General features: G+C 68.4%; 10 protein-coding genes. 7 read left to right on the top strand and 3 right to left on the bottom strand.

Going from position 1 to position 13,320, the window contains the following annotated elements; genetic code table 11:
* From ACFWPJ_RS10925 to ACFWPJ_RS10915, 3 genes are all read right to left on the bottom strand, one after another.
* Positions 1-1,439 (bottom strand): SCO2524 family protein (locus tag ACFWPJ_RS10925; protein WP_378849637.1); only part of this gene is annotated, 1,439 nt, incomplete at its 3' end.
* A 145-nt stretch (positions 1,440-1,584) separates the two neighbouring features.
* Complete coding sequence (locus tag ACFWPJ_RS10920; protein WP_378849635.1) at positions 1,585-3,069, bottom strand: MFS transporter; 1,485 nt, start codon at positions 3,067-3,069, stop codon at positions 1,585-1,587.
* A 168-nt stretch (positions 3,070-3,237) separates the two neighbouring features.
* Entirely contained in the window at positions 3,238-3,909 is a 672-nt protein-coding gene (locus tag ACFWPJ_RS10915) for a FadR/GntR family transcriptional regulator (protein ID WP_378849634.1), read from the bottom strand.
* 263 nt (positions 3,910-4,172) lie between these two features.
* Between ACFWPJ_RS10915 and ACFWPJ_RS10910 the strand changes: the two genes are divergently transcribed.
* From ACFWPJ_RS10910 to ACFWPJ_RS10880, 7 genes are all read left to right on the top strand, one after another.
* On the top strand, positions 4,173-5,321 hold the full coding sequence (locus ACFWPJ_RS10910; RefSeq protein WP_378849641.1) for an MFS transporter: 1,149 nt from the start codon (positions 4,173-4,175) through the stop codon (positions 5,319-5,321).
* Positions 5,322-5,735: 414 nt separating this feature from the next.
* The gene (locus tag ACFWPJ_RS10905) at positions 5,736-7,196 is read left to right on the top strand and encodes an MFS transporter (RefSeq protein WP_378849632.1); all 1,461 of its coding nucleotides are present in this window, start codon (positions 5,736-5,738) and stop codon (positions 7,194-7,196) included.
* A gap of 29 nt (positions 7,197-7,225) precedes the next feature.
* Positions 7,226-9,745, top strand: coding sequence for a nitrite reductase large subunit NirB (gene nirB / locus ACFWPJ_RS10900; protein WP_378849631.1), 2,520 nt, complete (start codon positions 7,226-7,228; stop codon positions 9,743-9,745).
* A 157-nt stretch (positions 9,746-9,902) separates the two neighbouring features.
* On the top strand, positions 9,903-10,304 hold the full coding sequence (nirD, locus tag ACFWPJ_RS10895) for a nitrite reductase small subunit NirD (protein ID WP_378849629.1): 402 nt from the start codon (positions 9,903-9,905) through the stop codon (positions 10,302-10,304).
* 4 nt (positions 10,305-10,308) lie between these two features.
* Positions 10,309-11,550, top strand: coding sequence for a uroporphyrinogen-III synthase (locus tag ACFWPJ_RS10890; protein WP_378849627.1), 1,242 nt, complete (start codon positions 10,309-10,311; stop codon positions 11,548-11,550).
* Between the two features lie 71 nt (positions 11,551-11,621).
* Positions 11,622-12,305: a sirohydrochlorin chelatase gene (locus tag ACFWPJ_RS10885; RefSeq protein WP_378849639.1), complete on the top strand. Its 684-nt coding sequence runs from the start codon at positions 11,622-11,624 to the stop codon at positions 12,303-12,305.
* A 213-nt stretch (positions 12,306-12,518) separates the two neighbouring features.
* Positions 12,519-13,265, top strand: a complete 747-nt coding sequence (locus ACFWPJ_RS10880) for a hypothetical protein (protein ID WP_378849625.1) — start codon at positions 12,519-12,521, stop codon at positions 13,263-13,265.
* Positions 13,266-13,320 lie beyond the last annotated feature (55 nt).

Below are 13,320 nucleotides of genomic sequence, written 5' to 3'. Positions count from 1 at the left end.
GGCATATGCTCCATGGCCGAGGCCGCCAGGTCGAGCAATTGCTCGCGGGTATCCACGTCGAGCGCCAGCCGCGCGGCCTGCAGACTGCGTTTGAGCAGCAGTGTCGCGAAGTCACCGACGTGGTAGCCGAGCAGCGGTCCCGATTCGACGGCCTCGGATCCCTTGAGTGTCAAGGTGACTCCGGGATAGTGCAGCAGGGCGGCGGGGTCGTCGGGAATCTCCCGGTTGGTGATCCGCGCCCGCTGCGCCAGCTGCCGCAGCACCGCGACGGTGCGCGCCAGGTCGGTGGTGGATTCCCGTTCCAGGAGGTCCTGGATGAGGAAGGCGGTCACGGCCAGGCTGTAGTAGTCCGACTGCTTCCCGTCGGACGTGCGCCAGGGCAGGTCCTCCAGCGGCCAGCGCCCGGTTCCGAAGCGCGAGATCGTCGACCAGTAGCGCTGGGTCAGTTCCGCACGGCGCTTCAGCGATTCCGCGAGCTGCAGCTGATGCGGCTCGAGCAGCGCCGGTTCCTGGGTGCGCTGGGAGTAGAGGTCTTTGATGCCGTCGAGGGCGACAAGGGTGAAATAGAGATACGGCTCGCTGACCGCGTAACCCGGCTGCGTCGCCATTCGGTTGGTGACCTCGGGAACGTCGCCTGCGTTCGCGTCGACGCCCCACGCCCAGCCGCATTCGAAGGCCCGATCGTTGTCGCGCAGGTCGATGTCGGCGGCGTGGCCGCTGCGCACGTCGTTCTCGGCTTGCACGCGGATCTGCTCGAGTGCGGCGGAGAAGTCGGCTTTGACATCCTCGACCGGCGCGCCGGTCTGATTGACCAGCTTCAGGATCTGCTGTCCGGCCGGGGCGGAGAACTCCGGCGTGTGGATGACGAAACTCCGGATCAAGCCGACCATCGCGGAGGTCAGCCGGATGCTCACCCGTGGCGTCAGCGCGCCGATGCGATCGTTGAGCCGCCCGGCGTCGCGGCGCACATCGCGCACCAGGTACCGCTGGAGATTGCGCAGGAAGCGCAGCGACGCGATACACAGACTCAGCGACATCGAATAGGAGTCGACCACTTCGAGCTGACGCTGCGCGGGCGACGGTTCCCCGAAGCCCACATCACGAAAGTAGCTGCCGCCGGCGAACAGCGGCTCCCCCTCGGCGTCGGTATAGGTGTCGAAGAACTCTTCGATCTTGGTCACCAGGGTGGCGCCGACCCGGATGTCGCCGCCGAGCACCGCCACGATGGCGGCGACGTCGTCGGCCGTCGCGATACTGTCGGGGTCGAGGGCGAAGCTCGCCAACTCGGTCGACGGATACAGCACGCACATCAACTGCTCGGCGTCGCTGATCGAATTGCGTCCGTCACGGCCGCCCCAGACCCACCTGTCCTCGCGGAACGAGGTCCGCAGGTGCGCGCGCCACAGTTCCAGAAGTTGTTGCCGTGGCCGGATTCTCATCGGTGTCCCCTCCGTGCGCTGCCCTTACAGTGTGGACGCTCGTCCACGTCGCTGTCCTCGGTTGCGGCGAAATGTGTTGTCACACAGCCAAAAGCCACGTTCGGAGAGGGGAATCCGAACGTGGCTTCCGGGTTTCGGTGTTGGCTCAGACGCTGGCGTAGGCCAGTGAGGGTGCTCGGTCGGCGGCGAAGCTGGTGCGCAGGTAACACCACCAGGTGACCGCCGCCATCACCAGGAATACGACGGCGTAGGCCCAGAAGGCGGGGGCCATGGTCTTCAGGTGGACGTTGGACAGGCGCAGTGCCTGCTGGACGACGAAGCCGCCCGCCGCGCCGACGGAGCCGATGACACCGATGGCGGCGCCTGCCTGGCGCTTGGCGGAGATTGCGGCCTCGGCGATGTCGATGCCGTGCTCGGCGGCGTACTTCTTGGCGGTGGCGTTGAAGATCGACGGGATCATCCGGTAGGTGGAGCCGTTGCCGATGCCTGCCAGGACGAACAGGACCAGGAAGGCGGCCAGGTAGAGCGGGAAGCTCTTCAGGTCCACCGCGAGGACGATGAACGCGACCGCGACCGACATGCCGCCGAAGACGTAGACGGTGATCTTGGCGCCGCCGCCGACCTTGTCGGCGACCCAGCCGCCGAACGGACGGCTGAACGAACCGACCAGCGCGCCGAGGAAGGCGAGGTTACCGAGGGTGGTGATCCAGCCGATCTTGGCCAGGTCGGGGAAGGTTGCCTTGATCAGGGTCGGGAAGGCGAAGGAGAAGCCGATGAACGAGCCGAAGGTGCCGATGTAGAGGAAGGCCATGATCCACGTGTGCCGGTTGGTCAGGGCCAGTTTGTAGGACTTGCCGTCGGACTTCGCGTCGGCGATGGAGTCCATGAAGTACAGCGCGCCGACGGTCGCGACGACGATGAACGGCAGCCAGAACAGCACGGCGAGGGTGATACCGAAGCGGTAGCCGCCCGCGTCCTTGGCCATCAGGTGGGTGCCGAAGGTGATCAGCAGCGGCACGATCAGCTGGGTCTGCGCGACACCGAGGTTGCCGCCCGCGGCGTTGAGGCCCAGCGCGGCGCCCTTCTTGCCTTCGGGGAAGAAGAACGAGATGTTGGCCATCGACGACGAGAAGTTACCGCCACCGACACCGGCCAGCGAGGCCAGCACGAGGAACACCCACATCGGGGTGCTCGGCTGGTTGACGAAGTAGAGGATGCCCAGGGTCGGGATGAACAGCATCGCCGCGCTGAACGCGGTGAAGGCGCGACCGCCGAATTTCGGGACGGCGAAGGTGTAGGGGATGCGCAGGGCGGCGCCGACCAGGGTCGGGACGGAGGTCAGCAGCAGGGCGTTGCTGACGGCGGTCGGGTTGCCCTTGCCGAGGCCGACCAGGAAGTCGAAGCCGGCCGAACCCATGGCCGTGACGATGGAGCCCCAGATCACCCAGATGCTGAAGCCGAGGTTCTCGGCGAAGACCGAGAACCAGAGGTTCTTGCGGGCCGTCTGCTTGCCGCCGGCTTCCCAGAACGCCGGATTGTCGGGGTTCCACCGGGTCAGCCAGCGGCCCTTCTTCTGATATTCGAAGGACGGTGCTTCCGTCTCCTGGCCGGTGGCGGCGAGTGCGGTCATCGGCTTCCTCTCGATCGGGCTCGATAGCGGCGCACCGGTTTTCGATGCGCTGCTTGCGGGGTCGAGATAAAGGTAGGAGCCGGTTGTTGCGTGGCAATGGCCTCAGGTGACGTTCCAGCCAACTCAGGCTCACCGCCGAAAACCCCTGCTGGTGACTGCTCGGTTACATCAGCGGTCCGGGTACTGCGCGATGAGTGAATCGAGGAAGCAGCGGGTGGCCTGCATGGCCTTGTCGGCGTCGCCGTCGATGACGGCCTGCACGAGTTCGGCGTGCTCGGTGTCGTAGGCGTCGTCGGAGCGGGCGGTGCGCGCGTGGATCACGTGCTCGATGATCGGCAGCAGCGAATCGTAGAACTCCAGATACACCGCGTTGTGGCTGGCGACGACGATCGCCCGGTGCAGTTCCACGTCGGCGGCGATGGCGACCGGGTCGGGTTCGGACCAGTCGCGGTTGCTGCGTTCGGCGAGCAGACGGCGCAGGGCGGCGATGTCGGTGTCGTCGCGGCGGCGCGCGGCCAGGCCCGCCGCGGTGGTGTCGAGTGCCAGGCGGAGTTCGAGGATGTCGCGCTCCTCGGCGTCGGCGAAGTACTTGGCCAGGGTGCCGCCGACCTCGGAGGTGGCGATCACATAGGTGCCCGAGCCCTGTCTGCGTTCGAGCATGCCCGCGTGCACGAGGGCCTGGACGCCTTCGCGCACGGTATTGCGCCCGGTCCCGGTGAGCTCGGTGAGCTCCGGTTCGGTCGGGATCCGTTGACCGACCGGCCAACGGCCGGAACGGATTTCGGCCCGAAGCTGCTCGGTGACCTGGGCGATGAGGCTGGTTCGCCGGACGGGTTGCACGTCAGCAAGGGTACCGCTGCTCACAAATCATTGCACCGATCATCGGGTCATCCTATGATTTGCTGATGCCGCCTCTCCGCGAATTCAAGCCAGACTCGAGCTCGGGGTCGACCCTGCTGGGCGACCGGCGGGATGCGGTTGGCCCGGTCAGCCCGTCCCCGGCGAGTTACCCATGTGCTCCGGAGACCAGTAGTCGACCGGTGGCCGGCAGTCGACTGTCGGCGCTGATTCGCGGCCGCCTGCTCGTGTTGGCGGCCATCGTTATGTCGGCGCTGACGTTGCGGGCCGCGGTCACCGCGTTCAGTCCGCTGGCGGAGGAGATCGGCGCCGACATCGGGTACGGGACCGCGATCGTCGGGGTGTTCGGCATGCTGCCGACCGCGATGTTCGCCGTCGCGGGGCTGGTGACGCCGCTGCTGGTGCGCCGGTTCGGGCTGGAGCGCACGGTGCTCATCGCGATGCTGCTGGCCGGGACGGGGTCGCTCACCCGCGTGTTCTCCGCCGGGACCGGCGAGCTGCTGGCCTTCTCCGGTGTTGTGCTGCTCGGTATGGGTATCGGCAATGTGGTGATCCCGCCGCTGGTGAAGCGGTATTTCGCCGATCAGCTGGCCGCGATCAGCTCCCTCTACATCGTGATGGTGCAGTTGAGCACCGTCGTGCCCGCGTTCGTCGCGGTGCCGCTGGCGCAGGACCACGGGTGGCGGATCTCGATGGGCGTGTGGGCGCTGGTCGGCTTCGCCGCCGCGGTGCCGTGGCTGTTCGTCCTGCGTGACCGCAAGGGTCGCGACCGGGTCGATGTCACCGCGCTGCCCGCCGAATCATCAACGGCCGCAGGCAAAGTCTGGCGTTCGCCGGTGGCCTGGGGGATGGCCGCGATGTTCGGCATGACCTCGCTGACCACCTACGCGATGTTCGCCTGGCTGCCCAAGATCCTGTCCGACGCGGGCGCGAGCGCCGGTTTCGGCGGCAGCATGGTCGGGTTGTTCGCGCTGATGGGCCTGATCCCCGCGCTCGGCGCGCCGACCGTGGTCTCGCGGATGCGCAATCCGTTCCCCGTCGTCGTCGGCTGCATGGTGCTGTTCGTCATCGCCTTCGCCGGGCTGCTGCTCGCGCCCATGGGCGCCCCGGTGCTCTGGGTGGTGCTGCTGGGTCTCGGCCCGAGCTCCTTCCCGATGGCGCTGACCCTGATCAACCTGCGCACCCGCACCCCGCAGGGCTCGGCCGCGCTGTCCGGGTTCACCCAGGGCGTCGGTTACGCCGTCGCCTGCGCCGGCCCGTTGCTGTTCGGCATGCTGCACACCTGGACCGGCGGCTGGGCGGCCCCGTTCGCGATGCTCGTCGTCGCCCTCGGTGTCCTTCTCGCAGGCGCCTGGCAGGCGTGCAAACCGCGGATGCTCGAAGACACCTGGTAGACGCCGACCGATTTCGCGAGTACATCGGTAACTCACCGGGCACGGGCTGACCCGACCGCTCGCCACCGCCGGCCGCGTTGCCAAACCTCACCGTGCCTAGGTCTGGCCTGAATTCGCGGAGAGGCGGGTGAGCATTCCTCACCGGCGGCCGCCTGCCGAAGTGCGACGCGCGTGACTCTGGCCTAGAGTCGCGGGGAGGCGGTACAGATCACACCTCACTGGGGTTTCTGGCAATTTCTGGCAGCTTCCTTACCTGTTGAAATCGCTGCGTCACATGCCGGAAACAAATGCCTTAATCTCACCCCTCTGACCGGGCCGCTGTGAGAAACCGTTGATTCGGGCGCAATTTCCCGCAGCATTTCGGCAATACCCATTTCCTACCGTTGGGCCATCGCACTTTTTGGAGGCCCAAACTTGAGCACGCTGAAGCGTAACCACGACATCGAGCACTGGGATGCCGAAGATGTCGCGGCCTGGGAGGCCGGCGGCAAGGATGTTGCCAAGCGCAACCTGGTCTGGTCGGTGTTCGCCGAACACATCGGGTTCTCGGTGTGGTCGATCTGGTCGGTCATGGTCCTGTTCATGCCGGAGGACAAGTTCGGCATCGACCCGGCGGGCAAGTTCTTCCTGGTCGCCATGCCGACGCTGTTCGGCGCCTTCCTGCGCATTCCGTACACCGTGGCCACCGCCCGCTTCGGCGGCCGCAACTGGACGATCTTCAGCGCGTTCCTGCTGCTGGTCCCGCTGCTGCTGACGCTGTACTTCGTCAACCAGCCGGGCACCTCCTACACGACCTTCCTGGTCGTGGCCGCCTTCGCCGGCGTCGGCGGTGGCAACTTCGCCTCGTCGATGTCCAATATCAACGCCTTCTACCCGCAGCGGCTCAAGGGCTGGGCGCTGGGCATGAACGCGGGCGGCGGCAATATCGGCGTGCCGGTGGTCCAGCTGCTCGGCCTGCTGGTGCTGGCCACCCTCGGTGGTGAATACGCCTCGGTGATCTGCGCGGTCTACCTGGTGCTGGTCGGCGTGACCGCGGTCGGCGCCGCCCTGTACATGGACAACCTGCGCAACCAGAAGGCCGACCTGTCCTACATGGTCAAGGCGCTGCGGGTGCCGCAGTCCTACGCCATCGCCTTCCTCTACATCGGCACCTTCGGTTCGTTCATCGGCTACAGCTTCGCCTTCGGCCAGATCCTGCAGATCAGCTTCAAGGCCGGTGGCGACACCGCCGCCCAGGCCGCCGTGCACGCCGCCTCGATCGCCTTCATCGGCCCGCTGTTCGGTTCGCTGGCCCGTCCCTACGGTGGCAAGCTCGCCGACCGGATCGGCGGCTCCCGGGTCGCCCTCGCCACCTTCTTCGCGATGATGGCGGCCGCGCTGGTCGTCGTGTTCGCCAGTACCCAGGCCGACGCGAACAACGGTGTCGCCACCGGCGCGGTGATGACCGTGCTGACCATGGGCTTCATCGCCCTGTTCATCCTGTCCGGTTTCGGCAACGGCGCCGTCACCAAGATCATCCCGTCGGTGTTCGACGCCAAGTCCAAGTCGCTCCAGGGAACCCCGGCCGAGCAGGCTTCCTGGGCCCAGAACACCTCGGGTGCGCTGATCGGTTTCGTCGGTGCCATCGGCGCCCTCGGCGGTGTCGGCATCAACCTGGCGCTGCGCACCTCCTACGCCACCACCAACTCGGCGACCGCCGCCTTCGTGATCTTCATGGGCTTCTACGTGCTCTGCGCCCTGGTCACCTGGGCCGTGTTCCTGCGCCGTCCCCGCTCCACGTCCATGGTCTCCGGCTCCGATGTCGTGGTCGAGGCCGAAAACCTGGTCCTCGAGGCCGAATCCACCGCTTCGTCGGCCAAGTCGTCGGCTCGCTGACAACCGACCATTACCAGGAGGTCACTCTCATGAACAGCACTCGCAAGACAGTGGTCGTGGTCGGCCACGGCATGGTCGGACACCGCTTCGTCGAGGCCCTGCGCTCGCGCGACGAGGCCGGTCAGTGGCAGGTCGTCATCCTCTCCGAGGAGAAGCTGCCCGCCTACGACCGCGTCGGCCTGTCCTACTACGTCGGCGCCTGGGACCCCTCGGCGCTGGCCCTGCCTGGCAACGAGTACCTCGGTGACGATCTCGTCGACCTGCGGCTGGGTCAGCGTGGCGCCGCTATCGACCGTGCCGCCAAGACCGTCACCACCTGCCAGGGCGAGGTCATCTCCTACGACGCGCTGGTGATGGCCACCGGTTCCTACGCCTTCGTGCCGCCGGTCCCCGGCCACGACCTGCCCGAATGTTTCGTCTACCGCACCCTGGACGACCTCGACGGCATCCGGGCCGCGGCCGAGGCCGCCGGTCCCGGCGCGCACGGTGTGGTCGTCGGTGGTGGTCTGCTCGGTCTGGAAGCCGCCAACGCGCTGCGCCTGATGGGCATGACCCCGCACGTGGTCGAGTTCGCGCCCCGCCTGATGCCGGCCCAGATCGACGACGGCGGCAGCTCGGTGCTCGAGAAGCTGGTCACCGACCTCGGCCTCACCGTGCACACCGGTGTCGGCACCGCCAACATCGAGCAGGCGGACGGCGGGCTGAAGGTGACCCTGTCCGACGACTCCGTGATCGACGCCTCGCTGGTGGTGTTCTCCGCCGGTGTCCGCCCGCACGACGCGGTGGCCAAGGAAGCCGGCCTCGAGCTCGGCGCGCGTGGCGGTGTCCTCACCGATCTGACCATGCAGACTTCCGACCCCGACATCTATGCCGTCGGCGAGTGCGCGGCCATCGAGGGTATCTGCTACGGCCTGGTGGCCCCCGGTTACACCACCGCCGAGATCGTCGCCGACCGCCTGCTGGGCGGCGCGGGCGAGTTCCCCGGCGCCGACATGTCCACCAAGCTGAAGCTGATGGGCGTCGACGTCGCCTCCTTCGGTGACGCGCACGGCACCACCGAGGGCGCGCTGTCGGTGGTCCTGCACGACGCGGCCAAGGGCACCTACGCCAAGCTGGTCGTCTCCGACGACGCCAAGACCCTGCTCGGCGGTGTCCTGGTCGGCGACGCCACCGCCTACGCGGCGCTGCGCCCGCTGGTCGGCCGTCCGCTGCCGGCCGACCCGGCTTCGCTGATCTCCCCGGCCGGTGCCGAGCTGGGCGCCGACGCGCTGCCCGACGACGCGCAGATCTGCTCCTGCAACAACGTCAGCAAGGGTGACATCTGCGGCGCGATCGCCGAGGGCGCCTGCGACATCCCGGCGGTCAAGAGCTGCACCAACGCGGGCACGTCCTGCGGTGGCTGTGTGCCGATGATCAAGAAGCTGCTCGAGCAGTCCGGCGTGGCGGTCTCCAAGTCGCTGTGTGAGCACTTCTCGCAGTCGCGCGCCGAGCTGTACGACGTGGTCGCCGTCACCGGCATCCGCACCTTCTCCGAGCTGATCGCCAAGCACGGCAAGGGCACCGGCTGCGACATCTGCAAGCCGACCGTCGCCTCGATCCTGGCCTCGACCTCGAGCGAGCACATCCTCGAGGGCGAGCAGGCCGCGCTGCAGGACACCAACGACCACTTCCTGGCCAACCTGCAGAAGAACGGCACCTACTCGGTGGTGCCGCGGATGCCCGGTGGTGAGGTCACCGCCGAGCAGCTGATCGTCATCGGCGAGGTCGCCAAGGAGTTCGGTCTCTACGTCAAGGTCACCGGTGGTCAGCGCATCGACCTGTTCGGCGCCACCGTGGATCAGCTGCCGCCGATCTGGCAGCGCCTGGTCGACGCGGGCATGGAGTCGGGTCACGCCTACGGCAAGTCGCTGCGCACCGTGAAGAGCTGCGTCGGTTCCACCTGGTGCCGCTACGGCCAGCAGGACTCGGTCGGCATGGCCGTGCTGCTGGAGAAGCGCTACCGCGGTCTGCGGTCGCCGCACAAGCTGAAGCTGGCCGTGTCGGGTTGCGCGCGTGAGTGCGCCGAGGCCCGCGGCAAGGACGTCGGCGTGATCGCCACCGAGAACGGCTGGAACCTCTACGTCGGCGGTAACGGCGGTCTGACCCCCAAGCACGCGGTGCTGCTGGCAGGCGAGCTCGACGACGAGACGCTGATCAAGTACATCGACCGCTACCTGATGTTCTACATCCGCACCGCCGACCGCCTGCAGCGCACCGCGCCGTGGCAGGAGGCCCTCGAGGGTGGCTTCGACTACCTCAAGGCCGTCGTCTTGGACGACAGCCTCGGCATCGCCGGTGACCTCGAGGCCGCCATGGCCAAGCACGTCGACGGCTACAAGGACGAGTGGGCCGCGGTGCTCGAGGACGAGAACAAGCTGTCTCGCTTCGTCTCCTTCGTCAACGCACCTGAGGAGGTCGACCCGACCATCTCGTTCGACGACAGCGGTGAGCGCAAGGTGCCGGTCCTCCTCGGTCTGCCGGGCATGCCCGTAGCCGGCAGCCCCGCGTAACCACGGAAGGCATGCCGGGCAGGCGGCACAGACCAGCCTGCCGGGCATGCCGACCGGTGTTGCTTCGGACACAACAGCAGCAGGGAAATAAACGCTTAACCCTGCGGAAACAGGGCGCCTGTACCAATAGGTAAGGCGTTCGGAGGAGGAACCGACGATGACCGTTATCGACACACCCACCATCACCACGGAGACGGCGACCTGGACCCAGGCGTGCCGGCTCGACTTCCTGATCCCGGGCCGCGGCGTTGCTGTCCTGCTCGAGGGTGGCCGGCAGGCCGCTCTGTTTCTGCTCACGGACGGCACGCTCGCCGCCGTCGGCAACATCGATCCGTTCGGCAGGGCCGCGGTGATGTCGCGCGGCATCGTCGGTGACCGCGGCGGGGTCCCCGTCGTCGCGTCGCCGCTGCTCAAGCAGGCTTTCTCGCTGCTCGACGGGCGTTGTCTCGACGACGAGACGCAGTCCATCCCGGTCTACGCCGTGCGGCTCGACGGTGGCGTCGTCGCGGTATCCAACGAGCCGGTGCAGGTCGCCGCCCTCGAATCCTCGGACGGCTGATTACATGACTGATCCCACCGACAGCGGCCCCTGCCTTGCCGGCTTCACCATCGGCGTCACCGCCGCCCGCCGTGCCGAGGAATTCGGCACCCTGCTCACCCGCAAGGGCGCGAACGTGGTGTCCGCCCCCGCCATCCGCATCATCCCGCTGGCCGACGACACCGAGCTCGAACGCGTCACCGAGCTGCTGATCGCCGATCCGCCGCAGATCACCGTCGCCACCACCGGCATCGGTTTCCGCGGCTGGATGGAAGCGGCCGAGGGCTGGGGCCTGGCCGAGGTGCTGCGTGACACGCTGGCCTCGACCCGGATGCTGGCTCGTGGCCCCAAGGCCAAGGGCGCGATCCGCGCCGCCGAACTGCGCGAAGAATGGTCGCCTGCTTCGGAGTCCTCGGCCGAGGTGCTCGATCACCTGCTTGCCGAGGGCGTCGAAGGCGTGCGGATCGCGGTGCAGCTGCACGGCGCGACGACCGAGTGGGAGCCGGTTCCGGACTTCTGCGAGGTGCTGCGCTGCGCGGGCGCCGACGTGGTCCCGGTGCCGGTGTACCGGTGGGAGCCGCCCGCCGATCGTGGCCCGATGGACGCCATGATCGAGTCGATCATCTCCGGCAGCCTCGACTGCGTCACCTTCACCAGCGCCCCCGCGGTGGCCTCGCTGCTGATGCGCGCCAAGGAGACCGGCCTGCTCGAGTCGGTGCTGCACGCCCTGCGCGGGCGGGTGCTCGCGGCCTGCGTCGGCCCGATCACCGCGGCGCCGCTGGAAGAACTCGGCGTGCCGACCACCATGCCCGGCCGCGCGCGCCTCGGTGCGCTGGCCCGCCATGTCGCCGAGGAACTGCCGCGCCGGGCGAGCCGGATCTACGCCGCCGGTCATCTGATCAGCGTGCGTGGTGGCTGTGTCGTCGTCGACGGTGAGGTGCGTCAGCTGGCGCCCGCGCCGATGGCGTTGATGCGCTCGCTGGCTCGTCAGCCCGGCCGGGTCGTCTCCCGCGAGGACCTGCTGTCGGCGCTGCCCGGCGGCGGTGACGACACCCACGCGGTGGAGACCGCGATCGCGCGACTGCGGGCGGGCCTCGGCACGCCCAAGGCGATCCAGACCGTGGTCAAGCGTGGCTACCGGCTCGCGCTCGACGCCGCCGACTGCGCCGACACCCCAGCCCGTCCGCCGGTGCAGCCGCCGCATCAGGCAGGCATCGGCACGCCCGCCCGGTCGCCGCGCCCCGCGCAACCGATCGGGGTGTGGTGAGTACCGCGCGGCCGGGTGATCCGGCTCTGGTGCTCGTCGCGCACGGCACCCGCAGCGCGCGTGGCGTGGAGATGATCGCCGCGCTCGCCGACGCGGTGGCCGCCGAGCTCGGCGCCACAGTGTCCGATCCCGAATCGCAAGGGGCAGCGCCGAATACGGCCCTGCGCACCGCCTTCGTCGACGTGCTCGGGCCGTCGCCGTCGGAGGTGCTGCGCGATCTCGACGGACCGGCCGTCGTCGTGCCCGCGTTCCTCGCCTCGGGGTATCACGTCTATCAGGATGTGCCGCGTGAGGTCGAAGAGAGTGGTCATCCCTCGGTCGCGGTCACCGCGGCCATGGGCCCGGATCCCGCGCTGACCAGGATCATGGCGGTGCGGTTGCGCGCCGCGGGCTGGCGGCCCGGTGACGCGGTGGTCTTCGCCGCCGCCGGTTCCTCCGACGCGCGGGCGCGCCAGGACGTGCGCCGGGCGGCGGGCATGCTGGCCGAACAGCTCGGTGCGCCGGTGCGCATCGCCTATGTCGCGACCGGTACCCCGCGGGTTCCCGAAGTCGTCGCGTCCCTGCGGGAATCGGGTTCAGGGCGGGTCTTCATCGCCTCGTACCTGCTCGCGCACGGACTGTTCCACCAGCGTCTGCACGACGCGGGCGCCGACGGTGTCGCCGAGCCGATCGGTGTGCATCCCGCGGTGGTCCGGCTGATCGCCGACCGATACCGCACGGCCGCACAGGAACTGGTGCGCGCCGAGGTGCGCTGAGCTCGCACGTCGTCCGGTCGGTGAACGCTCGGATAGTCGACCGGTCGGTTTCGGTCCCGGCGACTAGAGTTGGCCCGACTTCACATGGAGGGGGCAGGCACCGTGCCAGATTCGTCCGCAGATCACGAGATCCCGCGGCAGCAGGATGATGAGCTGACGTCATATCCCGACGCGGTTCCCCAGGCACCGCCTAACCCGTACTCGAGTGCGCCGATGCCGCAGCCGCCGTATCCGAACGCGGCCGGAGTGACGGCGCCTTACCCGAATGCGGCGGTGCCGCAGCCGCCGTACCTGAGTTCGCCAGGGGCGCCGTACCCGAATGCGGCGGCGTCGCAGGCGATGCCAGGCCCGGCCGGCGCGGTGTCACCGTATCCGCAGGCCGGCTCCTATCCGGGCGGCCACGCCAACCCGCTCGGCAGTCCCTATCCGGCGGCGCCCGGAGCCGAGGCTGGTCCTCTGCCGGTGCCGCAGAACGTGCTGATGGCGTTCTACGTGATGCTGACCGGTGCGGTGGTCACGGTGCTCAGCGCCGCCTACATGCTGACCACGATCGATCAGATCCGCTCGGACGCGCTCGAAGCGTCGGGTGGGGTGTTCCGTGGCGACGACCTCGACATCCTCGTCTACGCGGGTCTCGGGGGCGGGATCCTCACGTCGCTGGTGACGGCGGGTCTGTGGGTGTGGATGGCCTTCGCCTGCCGGGCGGGCAAGAACTGGGCCCGTGTCACCGGCACGGTGTTCTTCGGCATCAATGTGTTGTTCTCCGTCGTCACCGTGATCAGCATGCTCGCCGCGCCCGAAGCCGACCTGCAGTCACTGAGCTTCACCGCGGTGGGCGTCGTCATCGGCCTGGCCGCGGTGATCCTGCTGTGGAACCCCAAGTCCAAGGCCTACTTCGCCCCGGCACTGCCGCCGGGCTACCCGCCGTACCCCGGCCCGCGGGCTAACGGGCCGTGGTGAAGTTCGCCCGGTAGGTGCTCGGGGGAACGCCCAGCTGACGGATCATGTGCTGGCG

The sequence above is a fragment of the Nocardia sp. NPDC058497 genome (assembly GCF_042720195.1).
In the GTDB taxonomy this organism is placed as follows: domain Bacteria; phylum Actinomycetota; class Actinomycetes; order Mycobacteriales; family Mycobacteriaceae; genus Nocardia.
The sequence above is the reverse complement of the archived record's forward strand: the minus strand, read 5'-3'. Positions and strand labels throughout refer to the sequence as shown.